23 protein-coding genes and 4 tRNA genes are annotated in these 26,675 nt (G+C 59.5%); 6 read left to right on the top strand and 21 right to left on the bottom strand.

The annotated features are described in order from the left end of the window. A complete protein-coding gene (gene asnB, locus DMP08_RS06895; protein ID WP_123192198.1) occupies window positions 1-1,962 on the bottom strand; it encodes an asparagine synthase (glutamine-hydrolyzing) in 1,962 nt (653 codons plus the stop codon). 234 nt (window positions 1,963-2,196) lie between these two features. Between asnB and DMP08_RS06890 the strand changes: the two genes are divergently transcribed. From DMP08_RS06890 to DMP08_RS06875, 4 genes are all read left to right on the top strand, one after another. Further along, window positions 2,197-2,544 (top strand): SdpI family protein, encoded by a 348-nt coding sequence (locus DMP08_RS06890; RefSeq protein WP_244596853.1) that lies wholly within the window; start codon window positions 2,197-2,199, stop codon window positions 2,542-2,544. Between the two features lie 383 nt (window positions 2,545-2,927). Beyond that, window positions 2,928-4,217: a carboxylate--amine ligase gene (locus tag DMP08_RS06885; protein ID WP_123192196.1), complete on the top strand. Its 1,290-nt coding sequence runs from the start codon at window positions 2,928-2,930 to the stop codon at window positions 4,215-4,217. Between the two features lies 1 nt (window position 4,218). Beyond that, window positions 4,219-5,703, top strand: coding sequence for a response regulator transcription factor (locus tag DMP08_RS06880; RefSeq protein ID WP_123192195.1), 1,485 nt, complete (start codon window positions 4,219-4,221; stop codon window positions 5,701-5,703). 205 nt (window positions 5,704-5,908) lie between these two features. After that, entirely contained in the window at window positions 5,909-7,504 is a 1,596-nt protein-coding gene (locus DMP08_RS06875) for an FAD-dependent oxidoreductase (protein ID WP_123192194.1), read from the top strand. 74 nt (window positions 7,505-7,578) lie between these two features. On the opposite strand, the gene map is transcribed toward DMP08_RS06875, so the two are convergent. From map to putP, 18 genes are all read right to left on the bottom strand, one after another. Next, window positions 7,579-8,349, bottom strand: coding sequence for a type I methionyl aminopeptidase (map, locus tag DMP08_RS06870; RefSeq protein WP_123192193.1), 771 nt, complete (start codon window positions 8,347-8,349; stop codon window positions 7,579-7,581). Between the two features lie 153 nt (window positions 8,350-8,502). Then, window positions 8,503-9,855, bottom strand: a complete 1,353-nt coding sequence (locus DMP08_RS06865) for a DUF1254 domain-containing protein (RefSeq protein ID WP_123192192.1) — start codon at window positions 9,853-9,855, stop codon at window positions 8,503-8,505. A 248-nt stretch (window positions 9,856-10,103) separates the two neighbouring features. Continuing rightward, a complete protein-coding gene (locus DMP08_RS06860; protein ID WP_123192240.1) occupies window positions 10,104-10,286 on the bottom strand; it encodes a type II toxin-antitoxin system antitoxin in 183 nt (60 codons plus the stop codon). Window positions 10,287-10,338: 52 nt separating this feature from the next. Beyond that, a complete protein-coding gene (locus DMP08_RS06855; RefSeq protein ID WP_244596851.1) occupies window positions 10,339-11,313 on the bottom strand; it encodes an SPFH domain-containing protein in 975 nt (324 codons plus the stop codon). 113 nt (window positions 11,314-11,426) lie between these two features. Then, window positions 11,427-12,137: a 50S ribosomal protein L1 gene (rplA, locus tag DMP08_RS06850; protein WP_211328407.1), complete on the bottom strand. Its 711-nt coding sequence runs from the start codon at window positions 12,135-12,137 to the stop codon at window positions 11,427-11,429. Between the two features lie 114 nt (window positions 12,138-12,251). Next, window positions 12,252-12,749, bottom strand: a complete 498-nt coding sequence (rplK, locus tag DMP08_RS06845; RefSeq protein WP_114567175.1) for a 50S ribosomal protein L11 — start codon at window positions 12,747-12,749, stop codon at window positions 12,252-12,254. Window positions 12,750-12,875: 126 nt separating this feature from the next. Continuing rightward, on the bottom strand, window positions 12,876-13,406 hold the full coding sequence (nusG, locus tag DMP08_RS06840) for a transcription termination/antitermination protein NusG (RefSeq protein ID WP_114567174.1): 531 nt from the start codon (window positions 13,404-13,406) through the stop codon (window positions 12,876-12,878). Between the two features lie 3 nt (window positions 13,407-13,409). Further along, entirely contained in the window at window positions 13,410-13,853 is a 444-nt protein-coding gene (secE, locus tag DMP08_RS06835) for a preprotein translocase subunit SecE (protein ID WP_123192191.1), read from the bottom strand. A gap of 106 nt (window positions 13,854-13,959) precedes the next feature. Continuing rightward, window positions 13,960-14,036 (bottom strand) — tRNA-Trp (locus tag DMP08_RS06830). A 24-nt stretch (window positions 14,037-14,060) separates the two neighbouring features. Continuing rightward, entirely contained in the window at window positions 14,061-14,210 is a 150-nt protein-coding gene (gene rpmG, locus DMP08_RS06825) for a 50S ribosomal protein L33 (RefSeq protein WP_080803366.1), read from the bottom strand. A gap of 112 nt (window positions 14,211-14,322) precedes the next feature. Then, on the bottom strand, window positions 14,323-15,525 hold the full coding sequence (gene tuf, locus DMP08_RS06820; protein ID WP_114567172.1) for an elongation factor Tu: 1,203 nt from the start codon (window positions 15,523-15,525) through the stop codon (window positions 14,323-14,325). An 88-nt stretch (window positions 15,526-15,613) separates the two neighbouring features. Beyond that, window positions 15,614-15,690: transfer RNA gene (locus tag DMP08_RS06815), tRNA-Met, on the bottom strand. A gap of 8 nt (window positions 15,691-15,698) precedes the next feature. Then, window positions 15,699-15,774, bottom strand: a tRNA-Thr gene (locus tag DMP08_RS06810). A 6-nt stretch (window positions 15,775-15,780) separates the two neighbouring features. Further along, window positions 15,781-15,865 (bottom strand) — tRNA-Tyr (locus DMP08_RS06805). A gap of 137 nt (window positions 15,866-16,002) precedes the next feature. Beyond that, a complete protein-coding gene (locus DMP08_RS06800) occupies window positions 16,003-16,581 on the bottom strand; it encodes a DNA-deoxyinosine glycosylase (protein ID WP_123192190.1) in 579 nt (192 codons plus the stop codon). 14 nt (window positions 16,582-16,595) lie between these two features. Next, the gene (locus tag DMP08_RS06795; RefSeq protein ID WP_123192189.1) at window positions 16,596-17,108 is read right to left on the bottom strand and encodes a YbhB/YbcL family Raf kinase inhibitor-like protein; all 513 of its coding nucleotides are present in this window, start codon (window positions 17,106-17,108) and stop codon (window positions 16,596-16,598) included. 82 nt (window positions 17,109-17,190) lie between these two features. Further along, window positions 17,191-18,348, bottom strand: coding sequence for a coiled-coil domain-containing protein (locus DMP08_RS06790; protein WP_123192188.1), 1,158 nt, complete (start codon window positions 18,346-18,348; stop codon window positions 17,191-17,193). 305 nt (window positions 18,349-18,653) lie between these two features. After that, entirely contained in the window at window positions 18,654-20,222 is a 1,569-nt protein-coding gene (gene putP, locus DMP08_RS06785) for a sodium/proline symporter PutP (protein WP_123192187.1), read from the bottom strand. A 245-nt stretch (window positions 20,223-20,467) separates the two neighbouring features. On the opposite strand from putP, the gene DMP08_RS06780 reads away from it, so the two are divergent. After that, window positions 20,468-21,754 (top strand): aspartate aminotransferase type Ic, encoded by a 1,287-nt coding sequence (locus DMP08_RS06780; RefSeq protein ID WP_123192237.1) that lies wholly within the window; start codon window positions 20,468-20,470, stop codon window positions 21,752-21,754. 99 nt (window positions 21,755-21,853) lie between these two features. Here DMP08_RS06780 and DMP08_RS06775 read toward each other — a convergent pair whose 3' ends face one another. Together DMP08_RS06775 and DMP08_RS06770 are read right to left on the bottom strand one after the other, a co-directional pair. Continuing rightward, a complete protein-coding gene (locus DMP08_RS06775; RefSeq protein WP_123192186.1) occupies window positions 21,854-22,678 on the bottom strand; it encodes an esterase/lipase family protein in 825 nt (274 codons plus the stop codon). 270 nt (window positions 22,679-22,948) lie between these two features. After that, entirely contained in the window at window positions 22,949-24,571 is a 1,623-nt protein-coding gene (locus DMP08_RS06770) for an FAD-dependent oxidoreductase (RefSeq protein WP_123192236.1), read from the bottom strand. 258 nt (window positions 24,572-24,829) lie between these two features. Between DMP08_RS06770 and DMP08_RS06765 the strand changes: the two genes are divergently transcribed. Further along, window positions 24,830-26,236 carry a helix-turn-helix transcriptional regulator gene (locus DMP08_RS06765; protein WP_123192185.1) on the top strand — a complete coding sequence of 469 codons (1,407 nt, stop codon included), beginning with the start codon at window positions 24,830-24,832 and terminating at the stop codon, window positions 26,234-26,236. Window positions 26,237-26,675: the final 439 nt, after the last annotated feature.

Below are 26,675 nucleotides of genomic sequence, written 5' to 3'. Positions count from 1 at the left end.
TTACGCCACGTTCGTCTTCGGAGCCAACTTCTCGCTCGATGCGCCGAAGAACACCTCGTACCAGCATAAGAAGCAGTAGATGTTCCAGATGCGCATCATCTTGAGCTTGCCGCGGCCCTCGACCGTGGTGAAGTCCGCCGACTTGTGGTCATCGAGCATCTGCACCAGATAATCCACGTTGAAGAACTCCTGCGCGGCCTCCCCCGTGAACGCCTCCTTGATGCGGTTGTAGTACTCGTCCGTTTGCAACCACACGGTCAGCGGCGTGATGAACGGCTGCTTGGGCATGTGCGCGACCTTTTTCTGGAAGCCCAGCTTGCTCGCAGCCACGCGCAGGGCGTACTTGGCGTGCTCGTCGGTCACGCGGCAGGCGGTGGGCAGCTGCAGCGCCACGTCGAGCACCTTCTTGTCCAAGAACGGAACGCGCAGCTCAAGCGACTGGGACATGGACATCTTGTCGGCCTTCAGGCAGATGTCGAACGGCATGTAGCTGACCATGTCCACGTACTGCGTCTGCGTGATGATATCCAGGCCCTGGTCCGCCACAGCATCGAAATGCGGCTTGCACCACTCCCACGGCTTGCAAGGACCCTCGTAGTTGCGCAGCACATTGGGGATCTCGTCCCACATGTAGTTCATGCTGGCGCGCTGATAGCTCTTCTCCGGCCCGCCCGACCCGCGCATGGCGAAGCGGCGGCCATGAAACGTCGGCAGCTTCTCGGCCACGGCGCCGGCAGCGGCGCGCAAAGGACGCGGCACCTTGAAGTACTTCTCGAATTCGTACTGGTCGTGATAGATCCAGTAACCGCCGAACAGCTCGTCGGCGCCCTCGCCCGACTGCACCACCTTCACCTGCTCGCGCGCCAGCTTGCTCACAAAGAACAGCGGGATAGCGCTGGGCGCTCCCAACGGCTCGTCCATGTGGTACTGCTCGGTGGGCACGATGTCCAAAAATTCCTGGGCACTCACCTGGGTTTGGAAGTTCGGCAGGTTCGCCCACTCGGCGAACGCCGTCGCGTCGTCAAGCTCGTTGAGCTTGATCTCGAAATCGGACTGGGCGGCGATCTCGGCCATCTTGTCCTCGCAGCCGATGTCGTAGCCCACCGAGAACGTCTTGATGTCGGGCGCGTGCTGCCCCATGCAGTACGCCGCCAGAGAGCTGTCGATGCCGCCGGACAGGAAGCTGCCGATCTCCACGTCGGCTATCTCGTGCGCGGCAACCGATTCGTCGAACACGCGGTTGATCTCGTCGGCCCATTCCTCCAGGCTCTTCGAATCGTCGATCTTGTACGTGATCTTGTAGTAGCACTCCGTGCGCAGCTGGCCGTTCTCGAGCACCATGAAATGGCCGGGCAGAAGCTTGTGCACGCCCTTGAACATGGTTTGGGAATCGTTCATGTACTCGAAGCACAGATACTGCGGCAGCATCTCGCGGTTGAGCTCCTTCTTGAACGCCGGATGCGCCAAGAACGCCTTGATCTCGCTTCCGTAGATCAGGCGGTCGCCCGCATGCTGGTAGTAGAACGGCTTGATGCCGAAGATGTCGCGCGCACACACCAGGCGCTTGTTCGGCGCATCCCAGATGGCGATGGCAAACATCCCGCGCAGCTTCTCGAACACATCGGTGCCCCATGCCTCAAAGCCGTGCACGATGGTCTCGGTGTCTCCGTTGGTCTTGAAAACGTAGCCGAGCGCCTCAAGCTCTGCGCGCAGCTCTTGGAAGTTGTAGATCTCGCCGTTGAACGTCACGGTCACGGTGCCGTCGGCGTTCTGCATGGGCTGGCGACTGCCCTCAAGATCGATGATGGACAGGCGGCGAAAGCCCATCGCAATGTCATCGGTGACGAAGAAGCCCTCGTCGTCGGGCCCGCGGTGGGCGATGCGATCCGCCATGTCCTTGACCACGGCCTTGTTCGTTTCCTGGTCGTAGTCGACCGCGGTGAATCCCACGAATCCGCACATGTAGCTGGTTCTCCTCCTGCGTACGCGCCGCCTTGTTTGCGCAGCGCGGGTTTTAGTCGTTAACGTCGATATGATACGCCACCCGTTCCCCTCCTGCTTGCATTTCACGAAACCCGCAGGGAGTGCAGGAACAAGAGGCATATCGTAAACTAGAGGAGCAAGATCGGCCGACCCTGAGTCCAAGCATCCCGCTCAAGAGTCAGCTTCAAAGCCCGCATGCAACAAAGGACAGCGATGAAACGCTCTGGACTGATCGCAATGATCGCACTTGCCGCCCTCCCCCTCGTCACGACGGGACTCGCCGTCCTGTTCGCCATGCCCGACACCGTTCCGCTTCATATAGGCGCAAACGGCATCGACCGCATCGGCTCCAAATACGAAGCGTTTGAAATAGGCTTTCTCATGACAGGCTGCTGCGCACTGTTCGCCGTCATGTACGCGTTTATGGACAAGCTAGCCGCAATGGGCCTTGTGCACGGTACCGACGCACACGGCGGACGCACCCTCCTCCTCTTTGCCCAAATAAGCATGAACGCCATCCAAATCTTTCTTCTTTTCTTGATGTCTTTTGACACGCAATGAGGGAGCCGACACGGGGCAAGCACGGGCGCGCAAGGGTCGAACCCGCCTTCAAACGGACCGCGCACGTCATGGCCGAGCGCGGCCCGCTTGAAGGGTGCGAGTTTGTCAAAACGGAAGAGTTTTGTTGATCCTCAACCCAGGATAAACTCAACCTACAAGCCTACGACCAGGCATGATGAAAAACGCTCATAGCCACATTGCCTCAACAGGGCGAAAAATCGCCGCAAAACTCGCTCGTTTTGGCAGAGCCCCGGCCCCACCGTCGAAACACGTGGGGCCGAAAGCGGCGAGAACGCGATATGGGCACTTTCGCGAAACGCAGCCGCCGCCGCGCGCACTGTGGGATAATGGGCAGGATTTCGACTCACAAGGAGATTCAGGACATGACCGAGCAGAGCCCCCTCATCAAGAACCCCGCCGACGTGCAGCGTCGGCTGCAGCCCGTCGTTGTCGGCGGCGACATCCTAGCGTACAGCTACGTGCGCGAGCTGCACCGCGCATACGGCATCACACGCACCATCGTGCTGGCAACGCAGGACATCAAGATGCTGTCGAGCAGCCGGTTCACCGATTATCGCCTGGAGCCGCTCATCCACGATCCGGAAGGTCTGTACGACGCGCTCGAGCGCGTGGCCGCGCAAACGCACGCCGAAGACCCCGAGCGCGTGCTGCTGGTTCTGGGCTGCGACGACTGCCACGCGCGCATGCTGTCCGCCGGAAAGGCGCGCCTGGAGGCCACAGGCTACACGGTCCCCTACATCGATTTCGAGCTGCTTGACGAGATCACCCAGAAGCGCCGCTTCTACGAACTGTGCGAAGAGCTGGACATCCCCTACCCGCGCACCTGGTACTTCGACTGCGGCGAAAACGGCCCCGACGAGCTGCCCGTGCACGACTTCCCCTATCCGCTCATCGCGAAGCCCTCGAACTCGGCGCAGTTCCAAGACGCCACCATCGAAGGATGGCGCAAGATCTACGAGATCGAGACGCCGGAAGAGCTTGCCCAGGTGTGGCGCAGCATCCGCACGTCCAATTACAACAACGAACTGGTGCTGCAAGACTTCATCCCCGGCGGCGACGACGCGATCCGCACGCTCACCACGTTCTCGGACGCGTCGGGAGACATGCGCGTAGTGTCGGGCGGCGTCGTGTGCCTTCAAGACCACGATCCCACCGCGCTCGGCAATCCGCTGTGCATCATGGGAGAACGCGAAGAAGCCATCATCGAAGCCGCGAAAAGGATGCTCGCCCGCATCGGGTACCGCGGATTCGCGAACTTCGACATCAAGTACGACGAACGGGACGGGTCCTTCCGATTCTTCGAGGTGAACACGCGCTGCGGACGCAACACCTACTACATGAGCCTGGGCGGCGTGAACTTCACCACGCTCATCGTGCGCGAATTCATCCTGGGAGAGCGCATCGACTACCGCGAAGCATACGACCCTTATCTGTACAGCTGCGTACCCCGCTACGTGCTCGACCGCAGCATGGAGAACCGCGCGCGCCTGCAACAAGCCCTTGACGTGCTGCGTCGCACAGCCGAGCCCTACCCGCTGCATTACGGGCCGGACTCGTTCATACACAACATGTGGGCGCGCATCATGCACGTAAACCAAATCCCGAAGTTCAAGCGCTTCTACTGGGATACCGACGGCAAGCAGCTGAAGTAACATGAACGCCGACGTCCCCTCAAGCACGGGAAGCTGCAATGCTCGCCACGACCTTCGCAGCCTGATCACGGTCTCTGCAGGCTATGGCATCGTGTGTGGGCTCACGTTCCCGCTCATGATCTCGAGCACGTTTCTTCAGGAAATGAGCCTCTCCCACGGAGCCGGGAACTCGTTCGGCGCGCTCTTCTTCATCGCGTACACGGCTACTATGCTGATCACGGCGGCCCTTCACGTGTTTCGCCGCAAAGCAGAGCACCGCCTGCGCATGGCCACGGCATTCGGCGCGGCGTTTCTTGGCAACGCGCTCATGCTTGCACGGCTTCTTGGGGCAATCGAGGGCGGATGGCTTTACGCCATCGTGGTGTCGGGCAGCATCGGATACGGCCTCGCAACCGCGGAACTGGGATGGATGGCGCGAATATCCGCACTCTCGCGAGAAGGCGGCCCCTCCCTGGCGCGCGCGATTCCCCTAGCCTACCTGATAGGCGGAATCGCGGCGACCATCATCTTCTCGGCAAGCGGAATCGTGGAGCTTGCATTCGCGCTTACCATAATCATCGTGTCAGCGGTGCCTTTGGTCGCTCGACAGGAGCTTGAAGCGGCGGGAAGGCGCATCAGCATCTCAGAAGCAGGCATCATCAATTTCGTGAAAGCCGTTTCGTATCTGGCGGTGTTCTCGTTCGCGTTCGGAGCCGTCAGCCAGGTGGCTGCCACCGCCGAAACCGACATCATTCCCATCCAGGCGCAAGCCATGCTGGGCATCGTGGTGGCCTCGATGATCATGCTGGGCGCTTCGTTTCTGCGCAAACGCGCCGTTCAGGTGTCTGACCTGTATGGCATGCTGTTCCCCATCGTGGCCATCGCCCTTGTCGCGCTGCCCTTCGTCACCTCGCCTGCGGCGCACATCGCCGCGACCGTGCTAGTGTTCGTGGCTTTCTATCTTTCCTGCATGAACGTGCGCATCATCGTGTGCCAGCTCAGCGAGCGCGACAACGTGTCGCTTTGGGTGTATTTGGGAACCGCGCTGGGCATCGGCGGGCTGCTTATTCTTGCCGGCGTAGCCCTGGGGGCACGAGTCTTGGCTCAGGGAAGCCCTGCGACCGGACTTGCCCTCATATCGCTTACTTCCCTTTTCGTGCTGGCCATGAACCCCATCTTGTCCACGCGACTCGAACGCAGAATCCAGAAGCAGACAGACAGCTCCGAGCGCGCAAGCAAAACCAGCTCGCCCGCGCCCGAAAACCGCGAGGACCCCGCCTTGCTTCTTCGGACCTTCGCGGAAGAGCATGCTATGACCGCGCGCGAGAGCGAAGTTCTAGCTTTACTCTGCCAGGGACGAACGCGCACCTACATCGCAGCCGAGCTTGGCCTGTCTCCCAACACCATCAAGGGATACATCCACAACGTCTATCAAAAAACAGGATCGTTCGACAAGCAAGACCTCATCGATCGCGTTGAGCTTTATCGCGACCGCGCGGCACTATAGACGTCTTGCTGTATCGATTTTCGCAGTTCAAAGCATTAAAAAAAGAAGCAAAGCCGCCCACCCTCCATTATGGAGGGTGGGCGGCTTTGCTTGACAATTTCACCTTCCCCACCCCTTTTGGTGCTGGTTCGAGATCCCTCTGTTCGTATGATGAGCCCAGAGCGAACAGGGAGGTTCGCGAAACCACAAGGATTGGGAGGACATCATGCACGACAAGGGTATCGAAGCTGCCGAGGCCGCATCGCAAGGGTTCACGCGTCGGTCGTTTCTGCTCGGCTTGGGCGCAACGGCTGCCGTAGTTGCCGGCAGCGGACTTGCCGGCTGCGCACCGCAGGCAAGCACCGGCTCCGCTGCGCAGGAATCCGACGGCGCTTCGAACGGAAGCGGCAACACGGCCAAAGCGGATACCGTGCAAGCGGTTGCCGAGACGCCGGCCAAATCCCAAGAATCGAAGGATGCCGACATCGTAGTCATCGGCAGCGGCATCGCCGGCATGAGCGCCGCCGTCGAGGCTTCGCTTGCCGGAGCGCGCGTCATCATCCTTGAGAAGCACACCGTCACGGGCGGAGATTCGTCCATCTGCACGGGCAATTTCTACTGCTGCGGATCCAAGAAGCAAGACAGCATGGGCCTCACCAACTATGGTACGCCGGATGAGATCGCCCAATTCCTGTTCGATCAGTCCGACGGGGACGCGAACATGGACATCTGCCGCATGGTGGCGGAAAACGGCGGCGCAGCCATGGACTGGCTGGTCGGCTTCGGCTGCGACTTCAAGAAGAAGGCGGGCGACGGCGTATCCGACCGATCCATGGTGGCCGCCGACGGCGGTAAGGGCATCATCGACACGCTCATCGCCAAAGCGGAAGAGAACGGCGCCGAGCTCATGATGGAAACGCGCGCCATTAAAATAACCACGGACAATGGCAAAGTATCCGGAGTCATCGCTCGAAAGGGCGACGTCGAGTACACGATTTCCGCCAAAGCGGTCATGCTGGCATCCGGCGGCTTCGACGGCCAAGACTGGTCGAAGGAACTGTACGCACCCGGCACGGTAGGCTGGCACACCTTCTCAAGCCCCAGCAACACGGGCGACGGCATCGAACTGGGCAAAGACGCCGGAGCCCTCACGCTGCTCAAGGGCGGCCTTTCGCAAATCCACCTGGTAGGCAAAGAACCCCTGCCGCTCAACGACGAGCTGTCGCAGCTGCGCATGATCAACACGGGCGTGTTCGTAACCGACCTTGGCTACCGTTGCGCGAACGAATCCATGACCAGCCAGTTCGACTACTTCACGCCGTTCATCCAGAGCGGTCGCAAAGAGTTCTTCATCATCTGCGACTCGCAGCAGACCGACAAGCGCATGGAGCTGTTGAAGAAGGGTGTCGAAAAGGGCGTCGTCAACACCGCCGACACCATCGAAGAGCTGGCCGAGCAAGCAGGTCTGCCCGGCTATCCCCTGACGAAGACGATCGAGCAGTACAACAAGCTCTGCGAAGCTGGCGAGGACCCGGCCTTCCATAAGAAGCCCGAAGATCTTCAGCCCGTCGTGCAGGCGCCGTTCTACGCCGTCCAGATCACGCCGAACACCAACGACTCGTTCGGCCAGCTCGTCATCAGCACGAAAGCGGAAGTGCTCGACAAAGATCGCAAGCCCGTTCCCGGCCTGTACGGTGGCGGAACCATCGCCAATGCCGAGCTGTTCTACATGCGCTACGCCGTAAGCGGCGCCTCCATGTGCATGGGCACCGTAACGGGCCGCATAGCAGCTCAAGAAGCCATGAAGTACTACAGCGCCTAGCCTGGCACCCCCCCCCTCCAAACGGAAGGCCCTCACAACGAGGGCCTTCCGTTTTGCATAGAGTCTTTAGGTGATCACACCGGGCGCTCGCGCCCTTCTTCCGTGGTCAGGATAAGCGGACCGTCCTCGGTGATGGCCACCGTCTTCTCAAAGTGAGCCGAAGGCAGGCCGTCGCGCGTGCACACCAGCCATCCGTCGGGCATCACGCGCGTCTTGTACGTTCCCACGTTCACCATAGGCTCGATAGCCAGCACCATGCCCGCCTCAAGCTTGACGCCCGTGTGCTTCCGGCCGAAGTTCGGCACGTTGGGATCCTCGTGCATGTCGCGCCCAATGCCGTGCCCCACGTATTCGCGCACCACGCCGAAACCAGCCGCTTCGGCGATCGATTGAACGGCATGCCCGATATCCCCCAGGCGATTGCCCGGTCGCGCAGCGTCGAGCCCCGCCCACATGCACTGCTCGGTCACCTCGAGCAGGCGCTGCTTTTCGGCCGAGATCTTCCCCACGGGGTAGGTCCAGGCGTTGTCCCCCACCCATCCGTCAACCGTGGCGCCCGTATCGACGGACAGGATGTCTCCGTCTTTGAGCACCACGTTCGCAGAGGGGATACCGTGCACGATCTGGTCGTTCACCGACGCGCAGATCGAGCCGGGGAATCCGCCGTAGCCCTTGAACGCAGGTATACCGCCCTCTGCACGGATGATGGTTTCCGCCAGCTCGTCCAGCTCAAGCGTGGACACGCCCGCTCGAACATGGGATCCCACCTCGCGCAACACCAAAGCCGAAATGCGACCGGCTTCCTTCATGGCCTCGATCTCGGCCTTCGACTTCTTTATGATCATGCTTTCAACGCACCTTGCCTCTAACGCGCCCGTTCTTTTGTCGCCGACCAGTATAGCACCCCTGCCAAATCCTACGGCTCCCGACTCCCCCGCAGCTTGCCGCCGCAAGCCGATCAGGCCGCAGCTCGCACAACGGCCGTGCACAAGGTCGGGCTATACGGCTTCAAGCGGCGGAAGCTTCCAGTCGAAAGAAAGGACGCGCTCGTCCGGAAGGTAGATGCGCATCGTCAGCGAGAATATGCCTTCGCACAAAGGCAGCCAGAAGCGCACGCGATCATCTGCGGGCCTTTCAGCCTGAAGATACAGGTCGAGCGATCCATCCTCGTTGAAGGGTAGATCGTCCACCTCGCCGATGTTGTAACGGTTCAGCTCGTTAGGTATCAACCTGCCCGCTTCGGTATAGGCCGTAAGCGACCACCAGCCCTCGCTTGCATGGGGCGGGGTTTCGCCTGCGGCGAAATGCAGGCGGTACGACTTATCGCCGCGCAAGGGATTTCCCGCAGCGTCCATGACCATCGATGGATACACCGCCATGGTCACAGGATTGGCGAACCCGCCGAACGCCACCACGGCACGGTACGCGTAATCAGTGCCGAACGTGCCTACGCGGTTGTCCATGAACATCCAGCCGTTCGAAACGGTGGTGCCGGCATGAGCCGACGAGAAATCGCGATCCAAAAGCGTCGGCAGATACGTTGCCGCTTCGGCAACGCCCTCCCCTAAGGATGCGATATCGAACGTCAGCCCCGCGCCGACGCCCACGGTTTCGAACTGGGCTATCGCCGAAGCGTCCTCGGGGGCTCCCGGGTTGCCCGAAGCCAGCCCATTGAAGCGCGTGAAGAAATCCTGGACGGAAAGCCGCTGCATGAACTCCAAGGGAACGTAGTCGTACGCAGGGTCGTAGGACCCCTTCGGGCACTCGTACCCCACGCCCTCGTCCAGCGCATGGGCTGAAAGCGGGTACATTCTCATGCCCTGCTGAACCTCTCGAACACCCGGCAGGTCGTCAACGCCAAAGCACTTGGTGCGAAGCAGCAGCCAAACGAAATTCGTGGGCATGGAGACCTTAGTCACGCCCTCCGGAAGCTCGCCCGACCAGAACGGCCCGACGAAAGCGTAGGTTGCAGCATCGCTGCCCCCTACCCCGCCCGTGCCAAGCACTGCCGGCGTGTTGGAGTACCCATCGAACGTCTGAATCGAGCAGTAACGATCTGTGGCGGGCTTGTACAGCAAAACCGGCTCGGCTCCCAAGTCCAGATAAGCCTGCGAGTACACTGTATCCACGTTAGGACGCGTCAGGCTTACCATATCAGGCGTCGCCAGCGTTTGAGCATGGAACAGCTGGTTGATGGGAGCGTGCTCCGCATCGGGAACCACCACGTTCGTCGTCCGATCCTTGATGACGTCCATGAGCACCAAGGGATAGGCGTATAGGTACGCCTCCTCCAGCAAAGCCACGGTTTCCTCAAGCGTCCCGAACTCGTTCAAGCGTACAGAAGCATCCATGTCGTCTCCTCACCGCATACGTTTTCGGCATCGGCTCAAACGCAAACCCCATCCGACACCCGTCCTTTCAAGTGTAATCCCTTCGGATATCGAAGCAAGCCCCTTGCTCCTTCACTTCGAAACCGGAGGACACCGCAGCGAAAAAGGACGGGCGATGAGACAAAGGGACGGGGTCAATGTCTCATTTTCTGGCCTGCGGCCGAAAATGAGACATTGACCCCGTCCCTTTGTCTCGCTCCGTCCCCGTCTTATCCAGGGTCGGTTTCGTCGCGCGGGGGCGGAGGCTTCAACCTGCCCGCTTCGCTCAACGCGTGACGCAAGATGAATTCCACCTGCGCGTTCACGCTGCGCAAGTCATCGGCAGCCCAACGCTCGATGGCCTCCCATAAAGCGGGATCCACGCGCAAGGGGTATTGTTTGCGTTTCGCCATATCGTCACCGCATCGGCGCACCCGGAAGCAGGCCCGAGTGCGCCGATTCCTTTTACTGGTAAAGCGTGCCCGTATTCAGCACGGGCTGCGCGTCAGAGTCTCCGCAAAGAACCACCATCAGGTTCGAAACCATAGCGGCCTTGCGCTCGTCGTCCAAGTCTACCACGTTCTTGCTAGATAGCTCGGAAAGCGCCATATCGACCATGCCCACGGCACCCTGTACGATCTTCTCACGCGCAGCGATCACCGCGTCAGCCTGCTGGCGACGCAGCATCGCCTGAGCAATCTCCGGGGCATACGCAAGGTGCGTAAGGCGCGCGTCGTCAATCACCACGCCGGCCTTTTCCAAGCGTACCGAAAGCTCTTCTTTAAGGGCGGCGGAAACCTCCTCGATGTTGCTGCGGAGCGTGATCCCACCCTCGGGCTCGCCGGGCATCTGATCGTAGGCGTACGCGGTAGCCACGTGCCTCAGAGCCGTTTCGCTTTGCGTATGCACGTAGGAGTTGTAGTCATCCACATCGAACAAAGCCTTCGCCGTGTTCTCAACGCGCCAAACAACAACGTCTGCGATCTCGATGGGGTTGCCGCATTTGTCGTTCACCTTCAAGTGATCGCCATTGTACGTGCGAGCGCGCAGCGAGATCTTCGTATTCATGGGTACGGCTTTGCCCGTAGCGGGATCAACCGTACTGCCAGCACTGCGCGAATAGAACGGGTTCGCCCAATGGAAGCCCTCGTCCCGCACCGTACCCTTGTAGTCGCCGAACAGGATGAGAACGCGCGCCTGGTTCGGTTGAATGGTGAAGAAGCCCATAAGCAGAATCAACGGAACGATGCATACTCCCACGATACCCGAAACAAGCAGCCCGACGCCAAGCGCCTGCGCTGTAGTGGTCACCGGAACATCGTCGGGAGGAAGCATGGTAGCCCCCGTAGCGATGATCGCAGCAAATGCGACGACCAAAACCACCGTCAACACCAACATCGGCCAGCCGCTTCGTACGTGAACGGTCTTTTCAACGGACATGACGTTTCCTTTCTCAGATTGTCGATACCAACATGATATCACATTGAGATCTTGAACGGGGCAAAAGAAAAGGGACCCGCAGGTCCCTTTTCTTCAACGTCTAACAGTGCAGCTTATTCGGCAGCAGCTTCCGTGTAGTTGCGATTCACGCTGGAATCAACGGACACGCCCGGCGTCATGGTGGCCGAAACGGAGATCGACTTCACGTACTTGCCCTTGGCCGCAGACGGCTTCATACGAAGGATCTCGTCGTACACGGCACCGTAGTTCTCAGCAAGCTGCTCAGCCGTGAAGCTGGCCTTGCCGATGACAACGTGAGCGATACCGTAGCGGTCCGCACGATACTCCACGCGGCCGCCCTTGAGCTCGTTGATGGCCTTGACAACGTCGTTGGTCACCGTGCCCAGCTTGGGGTTCGGCATCAAGCCGCGGGGGCCCAGGATCTTGCCCAGACGACCAACTTTGCCCATCTGGTCGGGCGTCGCAACAGCGGCGTCAAAGTTGAACTCGCCAGCCTGGATCTGCTGAACCAGCTCGTCGGTGCCCACGATGTCGGCGCCGGCTTCTTCGGCGGCGCGGGCAGCCTCGCCCTCAGCGAACACGGCAACGCGAACCGTCTTGCCCGAGCCGTTCGGCAGGCTCACGGTACCACGCAGCTGCTGGTCAGCCTGACGGGTGTCGATGCCCAGACGGAAGTGAGCCTCGACGGTCTGGTCGAACTTAGCCGTCGAAACCTCTTTTACAAGGCTGAACGCTTCGAGCGGAGCGTAGGTGGACTCGCCGATCTTCTCGAGAGCCGCACGGTAGTTCTTGGACATTTTCATGATGTTTCCTTTCGTGGTGTGTAGCGGACGCAAAGCGCCCTTCCACTTTCCTGTATCGTCAAAGCAGCTGCGCACATCATGCGCAGCTGCGATCACGCATTGCAGAAGACGTCGTTAGTCGATCGTCTTGCCCTGGAGCATAGCAGCAACCTTCTTGGAAGGCACGTACTTCTTCTTCATCTCGCGACCCTCGATGCGCACGCCCATGCTGCGCGCCGTGCCGGCGATGATCTCCATGGCAGCCTCAACCGTGTTGGCGTTGAGGTCCGGGAGCTTGATCTCGGCGATCTCGCGAAGCTGGTCCTCGGTCAACGTGCCGACGGACTGCAGCTGCGGGATGCCGGAGCCGCTGTTGATGCCCAGCTTCTCCTTGATGAGCACGGCCGCCGGAGGAGTCTTGCACACGAAGGTGAAGGACTTGTCCTCGTACACCGTGATCTCAACCGGGATGATGGTACCGGACTGGTCCTGCGTCTGAGCGTTGAACGCCTGGCAGAACTGCATGATGTTGACGCCCTGAGCGCCAAGCGCCGGGCCAACCGGAGGAGCCGGGTTCGCGGCACCCGCGGGGATCTGAAGCTTGATAAAGCCGGTTTGCTTCTTTTCAGCCATGGTGAACTATCCTTTCAGCTGACTGTCACACATAAAGTTAAACGTTGTTTCTATCAACAAAGCGGCAGGTTTCGAGTGAGAAGCCCCGGTCCACGCGGGCACGCGAAGCCGCTTTTGTTCGCACCTTTAGATCTTCGCCACCTGATCGAACGAAAGCTCGACAGGAGTTTCGCGGCCGAAGATGGAGACCATAACCTTCACCTTGCCCGCATCAGGCGATACCTCGGAAACCACGCCATCGAACTCGGCGAGGGGACCCGACACAACCTTGACCGACTGACCCACTTCCAAGCTCGAAGAAACCGCAGGCTTCTTCTTCGTGTCCGTGCGCTTCATGATCTTGTTGTACTCTTCGCGCGTAAGAGGAGCAGGGTTGCCGTCCGCACCCACGAATCCGGTCACACCCGGCGTATTGCGAACTGCGGCCCAGCTACGATCGTCCAAATCCATGCGGACGAGGACGTATCCGGGAAACACCTTCTTCTCGCTCTCGACGCGACGACCGCCCTCTTTGATCTCGGTGACCGTCTCCGTCGGAATCTCGATAGCGAACACGTTGTTTTCAAGGCCCATCGTTTCAATACGGGTCTCGAGGTTTTTCTTGACTTTGTTCTCGTATCCTGAATACGTATGCAGGACGTACCACTTCTTAGCCATCTGCTAAGCCCCCAAACCAGAAATCCCGATCAACAACGGCGTGATAACGACGTTGTCAAGTACGGCGACATACACACCGAAGAACAGCAGTGCAACAACCACGACAACGCTCCAACGGAGCACGTCCTGCTTCGTCGGCCAGGTAACGCGCTTCAGCTCGGAGCGCACGTCTTTAAGAAAACCGAAGCGGCGCTTCTTCGCCGGCTTCTTCTCAGCCTTCTTCTCAAGTTCCTTGCGCTGCGCCTTTTCCTGCTTGCCGTCGTTCACGGACGTTTCGTTCTTCTGGGATTTCTTGAAGAACTTCCTCTTGGGCGCTTCAGTTTCAACAGCGTCTGCCTCGGCGACCTTGCTCGCCTCGGCTTCGGCAGCCTGAAGCTGCGCCTGCTCCTTGCGAGCAGCACGAGCAGCAGAAGCCTTCGCACGCTGTGTCTTTGATTTCTTCGCCATCTGATTCCTTAACCGGGGATCGTTATCCGTCTAAACGCCAAACAAGCAGCCTGATTCCAAGCTGCTCATCCAAGCAACCTGAATGCAAGCTGCTCATATCTCGAGCTGGCAGGCCAGGAGGGACTCGAACCCCCAACATGCGGTTTTGGAGACCGCCGCTCTACCAATTGGAGCTACTGGCCTATGCTCGTGCAAACCTCAGACGCGCTATCGGGTCTCTTTATGCACCGTGTGGCACTGGCACCACTTGCAGTACTTCTTCAACTCGATACGGTCGGGATTGTTCTGCTTGTTCTTCTTGGTCGTGTAATTGCGGCGCTTGCACTCCGTGCATGCCAAGGTGACCAACGTACGCATGAATTCTCCTTTTACCTAATCCGAACGGCGCTCGAATCACATACACATGAATTCTCATGAACGGGGCCCGCTGATGCGGGCCCCGCATAAGGTTAACTGATGAAACAGGGTGCTACTTGATGATCTTGGTCACGCGACCAGAGCCAACCGTGCGGCCACCCTCGCGGATAGCGAAGCGCAGGCCCTCTTCCATCGCGATCGGGTGAATGAGCTCGCCCTTGATCTCGATGTTGTCGCCCGGCATGACCATCTCGGTGCCCTCGGGAAGGTGAGCAACACCCGTCACGTCCGTCGTGCGGAAGTAGAACTGCGGGCGGTAACCGTCGAAGAACGGCGTGTGGCGGCCGCCCTCTTCCTTCGTCAGGATGTAGACCTGGCCCTCGAACTCGGTGTGCGGGGTCACGCTGCCGGGCTTGCAGAGAACCTGGCCACGAACGATGTCCTCGCGCTTAACGCCGCGAAGCAGGCAGCCGATGTTGTCGCCAGCCTGAGCCTCGTCGAGCAGCTTGCGGAACATCTCGATACCGGTGCAAACCGTGTTAGCGGTTTCCTTGATACCGATGATCTCCAGCGGGTCGTTCACGTGCAGCACGCCACGCTCGACACGGCCGGTGGCAACGGTGCCACGACCGGTGATGGTCATGGTGTCCTCAACAGCCATCAGGAACGGCTTGTCAACCATGCGCTCCGGCGTCGGGATGTAGGAGTCAACGGCGTCCATGAGCTCCCAAACCTTGTCCTGCCACTCCTTCTCACCCTCAAGAGCCTTAAGAGCGGAGCCGCGGATGATCGGGGTGTCGTCGCCGGGGAACTCGTAGCTGTCGAGCAGCTCGCGAACTTCCATCTCGACGAGCTCGAGGAGCTCCTCGTCGTCGACCATGTCGCACTTGTTCAGGAAGACGACGATGTAGGGAACGCCGACCTGACGGGCGAGCAGGATGTGCTCGCGGGTCTGAGCCATGGGGCCGTCGGTAGCGGCGATAACCAGGATGGCGCCGTCCATCTGAGCAGCACCCGTGATCATGTTCTTGACGTAGTCAGCGTGACCGGGGCAGTCAACGTGAGCATAGTGGCGAGCTTCCGTCTCGTACTCGATGTGAGCGATGGAGATCGTGATGCCGCGCTCGCGCTCTTCGGGGGCCTTGTCGATGTTCTCGAAAGCCGTGAAGTCGGCGTGAGCGGTGCCGTGAGAGCCGTCGTTCTCGGACAGCGTCTTGGAAATAGCAGCCGTCAGCGTCGTCTTGCCGTGGTCAACGTGACCGATGGTGCCGATGTTAACATGCGGCTTGGAACGCTCGAACTTCTCCTTAGCCATGTGTCATCCTCCTTATAGGGTTCGCTTTCGCGAAAACAAAACAAAAAATAACGACGCGTCCGACAAAGCGGACGCGGAATAATGCAAATGGTAGCGGTGACTGGATTTGAACCAGTGACGCCACGGGTATGAACCGTGTGCTCTGACCAACTGAGCTACACCGCCATTTAGCATGGAGCCTGCGATCGGACTTGAACCGACGACCTCTTCCTTACCAAGGAAGTGCTCTACCGACTGAGCTACACAGGCGAAAGATGGTGGGCGCGCTAGGATTCGAACCTAGGTAGGCATAGCCAACGGGTTTACAGCCCGTCCCCTTTAGCCACTCGGGCACACGCCCATAATTCGCTGCTCAATTCATGTGTATTTATCAAGCTGCCTGCCGCTCTTTCGTTTGTCCCGAACGAGCGAGCAGGAGAATAATACGCTAGGATTCAAACCGTGTCAACCATCTACACGCCTCCGGGCGTGTCTCCATCATTCCTCCTCACTTTGACCCTCCTGCATGGATATAGAGACGGCAGGTTTTTTCTCCCTTATACCGCTACCACCTGGAGAAACGGCTTGCAACAGCGGCTGGTACGCACTTATGAGGACATCCAGGTTCATACGAGCATTCGCTCCGCTTGTCGAAGGAAGCGGCACAAAATTTGCTTCCGGGATCATTTTCCTTGCGTAGCGCTTGAAAAGTTCTTCGGCTTTTCTTCCCGTGGTGAGCACCGTGGAAATCGAGGCGATTCGCGCGATGCGCTCCAGATCGTTGGGGATTGGATTCGCAATGCTTGCATCCGAGGCGCCTTCAATAGCGCACGACGCCAATACGTCCCAAAGCGCTATATGGTGCCGAAGCGCAAATTGCGCGCGAGCATCGGTACCCCTTGGCTCCGGCTCGTCGAACAAAGCCGCCAAGACCTTCCAGAAGCGATTTTGGGGATGGGCGTAGTAAAAGCCCGCCCTGCGCGAAGCCGGCGAAGGCATGGTTCCCAAGACAAGCACGCGCGAAGACTCGTCGAACACCGGCTCGATCGGGTGAACGACGCTTTCGACCCGACTCATGCGACGACGCTCCCCTACGCTCTGCTGGGCAACTCGACGGATGCCCGAGCCAACACGTGGCCCCGGATGGCGCGGCGAAACTCATTAAGGTAGTACCCTTCGGGAAGGCCGAGTTCGCAATCGAGCGCATAGACGGTCAGCGTGTAGACATGCGTCTTGTCTGGAGGATACGGTCCGGAATAGCGCTGCGTTACCTGCGGGTTGGAGCTTGCGCCGGCAAGAGGCGACCAATTGCTGTTGGATCCTTGAACGCAGGGCACGGCCCCCGACGCGCTTGCATTTTCGGGAATACGGGTTGCGTCGGGCGCAATATTGCAGGCAAGCCAGTGAATCCAGCAGAATCCGCCCACGGGAATGGCATCCCAATCAACGAACGCAAGCGCAAGCGACCGCGCGCCCTCCGGCACGTCCGCCACCTCGAAAGGAAACGAGCGAACAGGGTTTCCCTCCACCGTGTATTCCTCCGGGGCGTATTTCCCGAACCTGTCAGGCAAAAGCCCGTTCTCAAGTTCAACGGTTACGCGCATCCCTCTCCCCTTTCGACATCCGGCGCTTGCGCGCGATACGAAAAAAGGGCCGAAGCCCTCTTTTCGTATATGGTTTTCCAACTTAGAACTGAAGCGCCGCCGTGAATTGCGACCACGACAAGGGGTCGGTGTCGCGCACGTAAGCGTTGAAGGTTGGCGCGTGCACGTAGTGCGAGCCGCCGTAGCTGACCGCGATGCCAACGTGGCCGTAGCGCCACAGGACGTCGCCGGGGCGAGCCTGGGACACCGGAACGATATTGGAAGCAGCAGCGTACTGAGCCTCGCTCTGGTGCGGCACGTAACGACCGACCTGACGGTACGCCCACGTAACCAAGCCGGAGCAGTCGAACGCGTCCGGCCCCTCGGCGCCCCAAACGTACGGGCAGCCGATGCGGCTCATAGCGTAGCCTACCACGCCGCTGTAGTCGCCGACGCTTCCGCCGCCGCCGCCGGTGTTACCGCCACCGCCGCCGCCAGTGTTTCCACCGCCGCCGCCACCGCCGGGATACACGATGGAACCGCCGCCGCCACCGCCGGTGTTATTCTGCTGCTTGCGAGCCTCTTCCTCGGCAGCAGCCTGAGCGGCTGCTGCTGCGGCCGCCGCTGCGGCAGCCTGCTCTTGCAGCAGAAGTTCCTGCGCCTCGGCATCGAGCGTGCTGACCAGCTTGGCCGCGTTATCGACCTTGGCCTGAACCTCAGCCTGAATCTGCTTGGCCTCTTCAGCCTTCTGCGACGCGATCTTTTCCTGGCGAGCATACTCGTCTTTGGCAGCCTGCAGCTCTTCGCGCAGGGTCTTGGTCTCGTTGACCATGTTCGAGTCGTTCTCGTTCATCTGGTTCAGAAGATCCCAGTTCTGCGTAAACTCGTCGAACGACGTAGCGCCCAGAACGAAATCGAGGAAGCTCGAAGAACCGGAACGGTACATGCTGCGCGCACGCGTTCCCAGCTTGTCCTGGAGATCGGCGATCTTGCCGTTGGCGTCGTCGATCTTCGCCTGCTCGGCCTCCATGGCCTGCTTGGCAGCGTCGCGCTTGTCCAGCGCGGAATAATAGTTGATCTCGGCTGCCTCGAGGTCAGCCTGCAATCCGACCAACTGATTGCGGACGGCGTCAGCTTCGGCTTGCTTCTCAGCAGCCGTCTCTGCGAACGCGACCTTCGGAGCCATAAAAGAAAGGGCGCCGAGCGCAGCAGCGCCGCTGATAAATGCTCGCCTGTCAAGTCCGATTAGATGCTCGCTCATGCGAAAGCCTCCTAGATTGAGCACGTAGTACGTATGGGCAAAAGCTGAACGAATAATACCATGTTTGCGCCGTGGAACAAAAAGCGTTGTGGAGGCATTTCATAACCCCTGCTCAGGTAGGAAAGACTGAGCAACCACTCGAGAAGCCGTCCGCCGCATCGGGCTCGCAATGGGTTAATGAGCCTGGGAACTGGGCAAATGCATTACCACAACCACTTGTGCCCCTACTCCTATATATAGTAGAACGGGCCCGACGCTTGCGCATCGAGCCCGTTTCCATTCGGTTCGGCAGGTGCAAAACCGCTTTACTTCGAGACATCGGCCTCCATGTAGTGATCGAACTCGTGCTGCACGGCCTCTGACGGCGCAGCGGTAAGCTTCGACACGATAACGATGGCCAAAAGCGACACGATGAACGCCGGCAAAAGCTCGTAGATGCCGAACACGCCGCCCAGGGGCTTGACGAGGTTATGCCAGATGAGCACCGTTGCCGTACCGGCGATCATGCCGGCCAGCGCGCCTTGCATGTTGGTGCGGCGCCAGTACAGGCTGCACAGCGTAAGCGGTCCGAACGATGCGCCCAGACCAGCCCATGCGTAGCTGACCACGCCGAAGATGGACGAGTTCTCGTCGTACGCCACGAATATGCCGAACAGGAATACCGCGATGAGCGTGAGACGCGCGACGATCATGACCTGGCGGTCGGTGGCGTCCTTCTTGATGACGCCGCGGAAGATGTTCTCGGCCACCGACGAACCGGCGATCAGCAGGTACGAGGACGACGAGCTCATGGATGCGGCGAAGATGCCGGACACCACGACGCCGCACATGAAGGGCGGCAGAATCATCTGCGAAAGCACGATGAACACGTTCTCGGCCGCCGCCTGCGTTGCGAAATCGGTGGGGATGATAGCGCGGCCCACCAGGCCGATGCAGATGCCGCATGCCAGCGACACGACGCACCACACCACGGCGATGACGCGCGATTTCTTGATCTCCTCGGCGTCGCGGATGCCCATGAAGCGCACGAGCACCTGCGGCATGCCGAAGTAGCCAAGACCCCACGCCAGCATGGAAGCGATGGTGATGAGCGGATAATCAGCCGGAACGTCGAACAGCGGCGCACCGTTTTCCACGATCTGCCTGCCGGCCTCGTCCACGATGGGCACCGCGATTTCCGTGCCGCTCAAGAAGCCGGGGATGTTCTGCAGGAACGCCACCGTGTTGTCGACGCCTCCCGCCCAGGCCACCGAGCCGATAAACACCACGGCCAGCGCGAAGAACATGAGCACGCCCTGCACGAAGTCGGTCGCGACAACGGAGAGGTAACCGCCCACCAATGTGTACAGGAACACGACGATGGCGCCGAGCACCATCATGGTGGAATAATCGAGGCCGAACAGCGTGGCGAACAGTTTTCCGCAGGTCACGAAACAGCTGCCCACGTAGACGCAGAAAAAGACCATGATGATGATCGCCGCGACCGTCGATACGATGTTCTTCGTATCATGGAAGCGCTTGCTGTAGAATTCCGGCAACGTGATGGAGTCGCCCGCCACCACGGAATACTTCCGCAAACGCTTCGCCACGAATTTCCAGTTCAAGTAGGTACCGATCGCCAGGCCGATAGCGGTCCACATGGCATCGGAGGCACCGGTGAAATACGCTACGCCCGGAAGGCCCATGAGCAGCCAACCCGACATATCCGACGCCTCGGCCGACAGCGCCGTGAGCCATGGCCCAACGCCGCGCCCCCCTAAAAAGTACTCGGCCGTCGACGAGTTTGATCGCTTCGCGTACACGAAGCCGATGGTCAGTACGACGATGAAGTAGATGAGCATCGCCAGTACGGTCCAGAAATCGCTGGTGACCACGTTCGTCCCCTCCCCTCTTATTGGTCCGATGGAATCGGAAGATGTGTGAAACGATGGGATTATACGGCATATCCACCTGCGAAAGGCCGACTATTCGCCAAGCCGCCCAAGGGTTCGGTCGGGATCGGCGGGCGCGATTCCCCGATATTGCTCGACGATGACCTTCGACAATCGCTCCGTCGATCATCATTTACTTTATACTAAGGAGCCAACGCAACCGATTCGATCAGGCGGAAGGACGCATGATGACAGCCTATGCAGAGCAGGGAACCGAAGAGCTAGCCGAACTCAAAGCGAGTTTGGAGCGGGAGCACGCCGCATTCAAAGCACGGGGCCTGGCGCTCAACATGGCACGCGGGAAACCCGCCGAGGCTCAGCTCGACCTGAGCATGCCCCTGCTGGAAACGCTGCGGACAACCGACGACTGCACGGCGGCGGACGGCGCTGACGCACGCAACTACGGCGTGCTCGACGGCCTGCCCGAAGCAAAGGAGCTCATGGCCGTCATGCTGGACGACAAGCCGGAAAACGTGATCGTGTTCGGCAACGCCAGTTTGAACATCATGTACGACACCGTGGCGCGCTGCTGGATGTTCGGCACCTTGGGATCAACCCCCTGGTGCTCGCTCGATCGCGTTGCCTGGATCTGCCCGACGCCGGGCTACGACCGGCACTTCGGCGTGACCGAGGCGTTCGGCATCGAGATGATCCCCGTTCCCATGACCGAAGACGGTCCCGACATGGACGAAGTGGAGCGCATCGCCGCATCGGATGCGGCGGTCAAGGGAATCTGGTGCGTGCCGAAGTACTCGAATCCCGGCGGCGTCACGTATTCCGACGAAGTGGTGCGACGCCTGGCGTCCATGACCTGCGCCGCCGCCGACTTCCGTATATTCTGGGACAACGCTTACGGAATGCACCACCTGTTCGAAGCGGTGGACGAGCAGGACCTCCTGCTTGACATCGCGCAGGCTTGCGCCGAAGCGGGAAATCCCGACCGTTGCTTCAAGTTCGCCTCCACGTCCAAGGTCACGTTCCCGGGAGCCGGAATTTCCGCCATGGCGGCCAGCCCGGCGAACATTGCCGAAATCAAGCGTCGTATGGGCGCGCAGACCATCGGGCACGACAAGCTCAACCAGCTGCGCCACGTGCGCTTCCTGCGCGACGCCGAAGGACTGACGGAGCATATGCGCAAGCATGCCGCCATCCTGCGTCCGAAGTTTCAGCTGGTGGTTCGCAAATTGGAAGAGGGATTGGCCGACGTGGGCGAATGCTCATGGAGCAACCCGCGCGGAGGCTACTTCGTGTCGCTCGACGCGCCGGAGGGAACGGCTGCGCGCGCCGTGGAATTGGCGAAGGAAGCCGGGGTTACCATGACCGGCGCAGGAGCCACGTACCCCTACGGCCGGGATCCGCGCGACTCGAACATTCGCATCGCGCCCAGCCTCCCGCCGCTTGAAGAGCTTGATCAGGCTATGGACGTGTTCGTTTGCTGCGTCAAGCTCGCCTACGTGGAAAAGCTGCTGCGCTAGCGCGCAGCAGAGGCGGTGAGACGAAGGGACGGGGTCAATGACTCATTTTCTGGCCTGCGGCCGAAAATGAGTCATTGACCCCGTCCCTTCGTCTCACCGCTACCGAATGGAAGCGAGCTGCTCTATAAGATCCAGATGAACCTCGACGATGGAGTCCCATGTGCGCCCGTCGCCCGTAATGATAGGCGTATCGCGCTTGCGCTGATCGATGACGTCGTTGTGGTTGAGCCCGGGCTCGCCTTCCGGTACGCGCAGCTCCTGCCAAGGATCGCGTTTCGTGGACCAGGTGGGAACCAGCCCGTCGTTCTCCCCATCGTGCCGTTTCACCATCCAGTGCATCCACGCGCCCTTAGGCGAGCGATGACGCGGTTGCTCGACGGCTCCGAACGTCCGGTACACGATATCGGGCAAATCGGGGTACGCCTCGTTGAAGCGGGCAGCGCCTTCCGTCGACAAATCATGCAGCACGCCGATGCAGTCGGCGTACATGTCGCCGTTCTTCGTGGCCTTCCAGTTGATGGGAGACGCGATCCTCTCCAAGCACGACGAGCTCATCCCGAGAAAATGATCGGCGGTTCTCAATCCTCCATGGGGCGTTGCGAACGTGGTAATGGAGGCGATACGACCCTGCATGCTCGGTCGATGAGCCAAGCAGCGCGCGTCGAGGCCCCCTTTGGAATGGGCGATGATGTGCACCTTGGGGGCTTCGGTCAGCCTAAAAGCCATCTCCAGCGTACGCTCAAGCTGGTAAACGTTCGATTGAACGGATCCGAGGGAGTCCTGGTTTCCGAACATCGCGATGCCGCCGCGTCGACGAACCTCCTGCGGAATGCGGCCCCACAGGTTCGACTCGATCGCGCTGCGATCATGGGCAAGGATCCCGTGTAGGTACACGAACGGATACGAGGTTGAAAGATCGGTCAAAACGGCTCCGAATCAACGATGGGCACGAAGGTGCTCCCAGCTGCTTTCTGCTATATACAGGAAACGATTACAGCACGAATCAACGAGCACGACAAGAAGCCGCCTAGGAATTGCCCAGATCCAACACGCAAACAGCGCGGGGTTGACGCGAAACAGGCCGACGGATCCATCGCGAACGCGAAAGCCTCCCCGACAGCCGAAGCCGTCGGGGAGGCTGCATTCGCAAGCGCCCGGGGAGGGAGGGGACGCTGCGAGGTCCGTGGGTGCAGGCTACGCGCCCAAGGTATCGAGAGGCTCGTCCAGCTTGCCGAGCGCCGAACGCACGGCAAGCACGCCGAACGTCCAAGCGCGGCCATGCGATCCGCCCGTAATGAACAGCGGGTAGTCATCGCCATAGTACGAACCGGAAACGTTGCCAGAAGCGTACAGACCGCCCAGAGGCTCGCCATCGGGCTTCACCACTTCAAGCTTTTCGTTGATCTTCAAACCGCTCACGGTGCTGAGAACGGCGGGCATGCGCTTCACTGCGTAGAACGGAGGCTGCTTGATTGCATTCCAAGACATAAATTGGCCGTTTACGCCGAAATCTTCGTCAACGCCCTTTTCGGAAAGCTCGTTGTACCGGGCAACGGTCTTGAGGAATGCAGCCTTCTCGATCCCGCAAGCGTCCGCAAGCTCTTCAAGCGTGTCGGCCTTCACAATGGCACCGCGCTCGATAGCGTCCTGCCAGTCGGCTTCCGGGTTCGTGGTAGCACGGCTGTGACTGTTGGGATGCTTGTAATCGCCTTTTGCCGCATGCTCGGCCCAATGAGCGTCGGTAATCTGGAAAGCGGTCTGCTCCGGCTGAAGACGGACGGACGTAACAACGCTCTGATAGCCCAGGTCCTCGTTCGCAAAACGCTCGCCCTTGAGGTTCACGCGCAGCCATGGAATGCCGGAATAGGGAGCACCGCCTTCGGGCATCCACGTGGGATCGAAGTGCATCATGATGCAGTGCGGACCTTCGTCCATGGCCGCACCGGCCCAAAGACCCATTTTGTGACCGTCGCCCGTGTTGCATGGCGCGCCGTGCATGGTCTGCACGCCTTGCAGCATAGGAGCGAAGCATTCGAGCATTTCGGGGTCGTCGGACAAGTCGCCCGTGGCCATGAGAACACCTTTTGACGCGTTGATTTTCACATACGACTTGTCTTTACGCTGGCCTACAACTCCTGTCACGCGACCGCTCTCGTCCTGGACAAGACGAACCGCAGGGGTTTCGTACATGATATTTGCCCCTGCAGCCACCGCTTTTTCAACCATGGTATTAAGAAGCAGACGGAACTGCTCATAGCGCGTCGCCATATCGTTGTTGATAAACCAGCCATACGTATGACCGCTCTCCAACATGACGGGCGTATGCTCAGGCGTTTGACGAATGATGTAGTCTACAACCTCGCCACTGCGACGCAGGAACAGGTTGACCGCACGCGGATTGTCGCGGCCATTGGACAAGTTGGCAAAATCGGCGTAAATCTGAGGCAAATCGTACGTCTGGCCCGCTTCCAAGAACTTCTTGGAATTGTAGGCGGCCACACACCACCCGTTCGTCTGGACCTTCTCCATCTTCTGAAGCACGGTCACTTTAGCCCCGCTTTGCGCGGCAGCAAGTGCAGCCGTCGTGCCCGAAGAGCCCAATCCTATGATGCAAATTTCAGTATCGACGGTCTCTGTAATGTCTCCATCCGCAATAGGCTCGGGTTTCGTTTCCCAGCTCCAGCGCGTCTGCACCGCCTCTTCCTTCTTCTGCTCCCCAGCATCTTTCGGAGAGCACCCCGCCATACCCGCAACAGCCGCACCCGCAGCCGTTACCGCCGCTGCAGTCAGAAAACCCCTACGAGACAACTCCTTCATGAAACCGCCTCCCTTTCTCGCTCTTTGCTTTCGCACGGTCTCGCATCTGCTTGATGCTGGACAAAACTCTACGTCGGAAACGATGAAGGATCGTCACCCGCCAGCTGCTTTAAGCAGGGGAATTTGCGTCTCCCCTTCTCCCCCTTCTTGCTGAAAACAGGGGGATTTCCAGCTCACGCACGTATTGGATGCCCTGCAAGCTCATGCAAGTCGGTATAATTATCCGCACGTCTGGGGAGACGCGTAAAGGAGGGGCGCATGGAGGGCGAACGAAGAAAACTGCTGGGAATGCCGTTCTGCTTTGCGGGAATGGGGATTTTTCGCGCATGGACCGAAACCCTGTACGCCAACACTTCGATAGCGTTCCCCCTTCAAACAAGCTCCTTCACCGGTTTCACCGCATTCAACACGATTACCGCCATCACGCTCGTCGTCGTTGCGTTTGGCGCAAGCAAGATTGCGCCTCTGTACGGCAAGTCGTGGCCCGCCCCTGTTGCCGCCATCTGCCTCATCGCATCAACATGCTGCAATTTCTACTCCATCCTCGACCCTGAAACCGGCCTATACCTGGGGATCCCCGCCGTCGTAGCAGGAGGAGTGGGCATAGCGTTTCTCATATTGCTGTGGTCGGAGCTTTTCGGATGCCTGAACCCTTTGCGCGTAGCCCTTTACTACTCCGGAGGAATTGTTGTCGGATCGCTCATCCTGTGGCTCTTCAAGGGCTTGGCGCTGCCATGGCTGTTCGTCTGCGCCTGTCTTGTCCCAATCGTATCGCTCGCATGCCTCAAGCAGGCGTACTCTTACCTCCCCGACACCGAGCGGCCCCATGCTGCTTGGGGATCGTTCTCTCTTCCTTGGAAGCCAATCGCCGTCGTAGCGCTTTACTCGTTCTCATACGGACTGTGCGAGCATGTATTTGAAGGGCCGCTTGGCATCCACTCGGGATTGGGCTGCGTGTTTGCAGGCGTCCTCGTATACGCCTGCATCAGTTTGCGTCGCACGGCTTTCCAATTCTCCGCACTTTGCAAGATAGCCTTGCTGCTTATCGTGTTCTCACTCGTTCCTTTCGGGGAGTTCGTTCCACGAGGAAGCTTCATTTCAAGCTTCTGCGCTCTTGGCAGCTACACGCTTTGCTTGATTGTGATCATGATCATTCTCAGCAACCTTGTCTACCGCTACGGCGTCAACGCGCTATGGCTGTTCGGAATCGAGCGAGCAGTGCGCCTTGCCTCAGTGCAAGCAGGAATCGGAACAAGAGACCTCACGAGCCTTGTTGCGTCACCTTTCACGGTTGATGTTGCGTTGGGCGTCGTGGTCACCTTGTCGGTAGTTTTCGCAACAAAGCTGCTGCTTTCGGAAAAGCAACTCTCCTCCCCATGGGGTGCCGTGCTCAAGGAAACCCTCGAAGACGACCAAAACATGCCGACCGAAAGAAATCGCCTAGGAATAAAGTGCCAAGAACTCGCAGAGCAAGCCGCGCTCACCCAACGCGAAGAAGAGATCCTTCTGCTGCTTGCACAGAAGAAGAAGCCTGCCGACATCGAACGCGAGTTGTTCGTAGCGAACAGCACCGTAAAGACCCATGTGAAGCATATCTACCAAAAACTCGACGTGCATTCTCGCAAAGAGCTGTTCAACCTGCTGGGCATCGAAAACGCAGGGTAGCGGACAAGCGGGCAAACGACGCATGTCGCATCAAGCGACGGCTCCGAGATGCGCAGAGGGATCCGCGCACGGAAGCGTTCAGGAGGCGCGCCCTCGCATTCGCCCGCGGGATAGTGGCGCTTTACAGCGAAAAGCCTTCGCCCCGCACCTGAAGTATTCGACCAAGAAGCTGCTCCTTTACGCCAAACCGCGCTCTTGGCAGATCGACGCCAACATACACGTGATCCCTGACTGCCCGATTTTTACTCCAATGTTGCGTACGGACTCGCACACTCAAAAGCCGCATCCCTGTGAACTGGGCTAATAGAATGCGGGTTATGTTTCAAAAAGTGTGTCCGATCCAATTATTCACTGCCTGTAATTCGTAGGCATGTGGAACTCCTCCCAGACGATGCCTGAGCCGTACCTGTCGGGTGTGCCCTCACCTTTGCCAGCATCT

This window comes from Paraeggerthella hongkongensis, assembly GCF_003726035.1.
GTDB lineage: Bacteria > Actinomycetota > Coriobacteriia > Coriobacteriales > Eggerthellaceae > Paraeggerthella > Paraeggerthella hongkongensis.
Note: the sequence above shows the minus strand (reverse complement) of the source record. Positions and strands in the feature narration are given on the sequence as shown.